This is a genomic window from Nonomuraea lactucae (assembly GCF_003313395.1).
Classification (GTDB): Bacteria; Actinomycetota; Actinomycetes; order Streptosporangiales; family Streptosporangiaceae; genus Nonomuraea; species Nonomuraea lactucae.
This window is the reverse complement of record NZ_QNFZ01000684.1, coordinates 1-3,161: the sequence shown is the minus strand read 5'-3', so window position 1 is coordinate 3,161 and position 3,161 is coordinate 1. Positions and strand designations below refer to the sequence as shown.

General features: G+C 74.5%; 3 protein-coding genes and 1 pseudogene. 1 reads left to right on the top strand and 3 read right to left on the bottom strand.

Annotated features, from left to right (window positions below; genetic code table 11):
• Positions 1-566 (top strand): cobalt-precorrin-6A reductase (locus DQW85_RS25390; RefSeq protein WP_113702485.1); only part of this gene is annotated, 566 nt, incomplete at its 5' end.
• 72 nt (positions 567-638) lie between these two features.
• Here the strand turns inward: DQW85_RS25390 and DQW85_RS25385 are convergent.
• From DQW85_RS25385 to DQW85_RS25375, 3 genes and pseudogenes are all read right to left on the bottom strand, one after another.
• The gene (locus tag DQW85_RS25385) at positions 639-2,117 is read right to left on the bottom strand and encodes a precorrin-2 C(20)-methyltransferase (protein WP_113702486.1); all 1,479 of its coding nucleotides are present in this window, start codon (positions 2,115-2,117) and stop codon (positions 639-641) included.
• Positions 2,118-2,122: 5 nt separating this feature from the next.
• Positions 2,123-2,758: a precorrin-8X methylmutase gene (locus DQW85_RS25380; protein WP_113702484.1), complete on the bottom strand. Its 636-nt coding sequence runs from the start codon at positions 2,756-2,758 to the stop codon at positions 2,123-2,125.
• Positions 2,755-3,161, bottom strand: a pseudogene (locus tag DQW85_RS25375) (precorrin-3B synthase); the annotation flags it as partial. The gene DQW85_RS25380 and the pseudogene DQW85_RS25375, both read right to left, overlap by 4 nt.

The window sequence follows — 3,161 nt, the reverse complement described above, 5'->3', positions numbered from 1 at the left end:
GGCTCGCGGCCTGGCTCGCGGCCGAGGCCGTGGACGCGGTGGTGGACGCCACGCACCCGTTCGCGGCCAGGATGACCGCCTCGGCGGCCGAGGCGTCGGCGAGCACGGGGGTGCCGCTGCTCGTCCTGCGGCGGCCCGGCTGGCGCGCGGGTCCTGGCGACGCCTGGCAGCGGGTCGGCTCGCTCCAGGAGGCGGCCGAACGGCTGGTGGCGCCCATGAGGGTGTTCCTCACCACCGGCCGCCGGAGCCTGCCGGTGTTCGCCGGGCGTGACGGGGTGTGGTTCCTGGCCAGGTCGGTGGATCCGCCCGAGCCGCCGGTCCCGGGGAACGTGCACGTGCTGCTGGACCGCGGGCCGTACACGGTGGAGGGGGAGCTCGCGCTCATCCGCGAGCACCGCCTGGACGTGCTGGTCACCAAGGACAGCGGCGGCCCGATGACCACCGCGAAGCTCGTCGCCGCCCGCCGCCTCCGCCTTCCGGTGATCATGGTGAACCGGCCGCCGCTGCCGGGCGGCGTCCGGCTGGTGGAGACCGTGGCGGAGGCCGCGGGCTGGGCTCACGGATAGCGGCAGTTGGCGGATGGCCCAGCTCAGGGATAGCCCAGCTCAGGGATAGCCCAGCTCAGGGATAGCGGCAGCTCAGGGATAGCGGCGCGGGGTGTAGACCGCGCCGCGGGCCGTGACCCGGGTCGTAGAGGATCCGACGATCAGCAGGCAGCGCATGTCCACCTGCCCGGGATCCAGCTCGCCGAGCGTGGTGACGGTGACGCTCTCATCCTCGCCGCCGACGTTCCTGCCGATCACCACGGGGGTGGCGGGGTCGCGGTGTTCCAGCAGCAGGTCGCGGGCGGCGGCCACCTGCCAGGTACGGCTGCGCGAGGCCGGGTTGTAGATCGCCAGCACCAGGTCGGCCCTGGCCGCCGCGGCGAGCCGGTCCGCCACCACCTCCCACGACTTGAGCAGGTCCGACAGCGACAGCACGCAGAAGTCGTGGCCGAGGGGGGCGCCGACCCTGCTGGCCACCGCCTGCGCCGCCGTCAGGCCCGGGACGACCCGCACCGGGATCCCGGGGAAGTCCTCCGCTGCCTCCATCACCGCGCTGGCCATCGCGAACACGCCGGGATCGCCGGACGACACCACGGCCACCCGGGCGCCTTCCCCGGCCAGCTCCAGGGCGTGCCTGGCCCGCTCGGCCTCGACCCGGTTGTCGGTGCGGTGACGCCGCTGGCGCGGGTTGGGCGGCACCCTGTCGACGTACGGGCCGTACCCGACCAGGTCGGTGGCCGCGGAGAGCGCCTCCTGGGCCTCCGGCGTGAGCCACGGCCGCCCGGCGGGCCCGAGCCCCACCACGGTGACCTCGCCGGACACGGCGGCCACCACGGGCGGCGGAACGAACGTCCGTTCGGCGGGGCTGGCGAGCAGGGCCAGCGAGAAGTACGGCACGCCGTCCGGGTCCACGTCCTTGAGCGGCGCGACCCGCTCGGCCCCCATGGTGGCGCGCTCGACGTACCAGGCGTCGTCCAGCCGCCCGGCCTCGGCGAAGGCGTCGCGGACCTTCTCGAACGTCCTGCCCAGCTTGAGCACCGCGGCCGAGTCGGTGTCCCGCAACCTGTCCGCCAGCACGTCCCCGGGCAGCGTGCCCGGCAGCACCGTGAGGACCTCGTCCCGCTCGACCAGCGGCCGTCCCAGCACGGCGGAGGCGGCGCTGACCGAGGTGACGCCCGGCACCACCTCTGTCCGGTATCGGTGCGCGAGCCGCTTGTGCATGTGCATGTACGACCCGTAGAACAGCGGATCGCCCTCGGCCAGCACCACCACGGTCCTGCCCATGTCGAGGTGGGCGGCGAGCCTGTCGGCGCAGTCGGCGTAGAAGTCGTCGAGCGCCCCCTGGTAGCCGCCCGGGTGGTCGGTGGTCTCCGTGGTCAGCGGGTACAGCAGCAGCTCCTCGATCTGCCCCTCCCGCATGTACGGCAGCGCGATCGACCGGGCGATGCTGCGCCCGTGCCTGGCGGCGTGGTAGGCGATGACGTCGGCCTCGCCGATCAGCCTGGCCGTCTTGACCGTGACCAGTTCGGGGTCCCCCGGCCCCAGTCCCACCCCGTACAGCCGTCCCGTCATCCTGATCACTCCGCTTCGCTCGCCATGGCGTTGACCGCCGCCGCCGCCATCGCACTGCCACCCCGCCGGCCGTGGACCACCAGGTGCTCCAGGTCGCTGTCCGCCAGTGCCTGCTTGGACTCGGCCGCGCCGATGAAGCCCACCGGGACGCCCAGCACCGCGGCGGGCCTGCCCGCTCCCTCCGCGACCAGTTCGAGCAGGCGGAACAGGGCTGTCGGCGCGTTGCCGATCGCCACCACCGCGCCGTCGAGACGGTCGCGCCACAGTTCGAGCGCGGCGGCGCTGCGAGTCGTGCCGAGCCGCGCGGCCAGTTCCGGCACGCCGGGGTCGCCGAGCGTGCACAGCACCTCGTTGCCGGCGGGCAGCCTGCTCCTGGTCACGCCGGAGGCCACCATCATGGCGTCGCACAGCACCGGCGCGCCGCCGGCCAGCGCCCGGCGGGCCTCGGCCACCACGCCGGGCGACCAGCCGAGGTCGTCGACGAGGTCGGTCATGCCGCAGGCGTGGATCATCCGCACCGCCACCCGGGCCACGTCGGAGGGCAGCCCGGACAGGTCGGTCTCGGCGCGGATGGTGGCGAACGAGCGCCGGTAGATCTCGGCGCCGTCACGCACGTATCCGTGGCTTACGTAGTCGGTCAATGTTGCCTTTCCTCGTAACCGTGCCCGGTAGCGATCATCTGGACGACCCGCCCTCTCGGCAGGCCGCACCGCCGCTCACATCCCGCCCAGTGAACCTGCGCCCCGGGCTGCTCACGTCCGCGGCCCTCGACGGCCCAGCGGGTGGCGTCCGCCTGGACGTCCGCCAGCGACTTCGCGCAGCCGGGGCGTCCCGTGCACGCCGTCACCCCCACCCATGGCGAGTCCGGATCGGTGACCAGGCCCGCCGCCCCGAGCCCGGCCGCGACCCGGCCCGCCTCGCCCGGGTCGAGGTCGGGGACCACGACCGTACGCCAGGGCGTCAGCCGTACCAGGTCGGCCGCACCGGCGAGGGCCCTCGCCTGGGCGGCGGAGAGCCGTCCGAGCGGGACCACCGCCTCCAGCG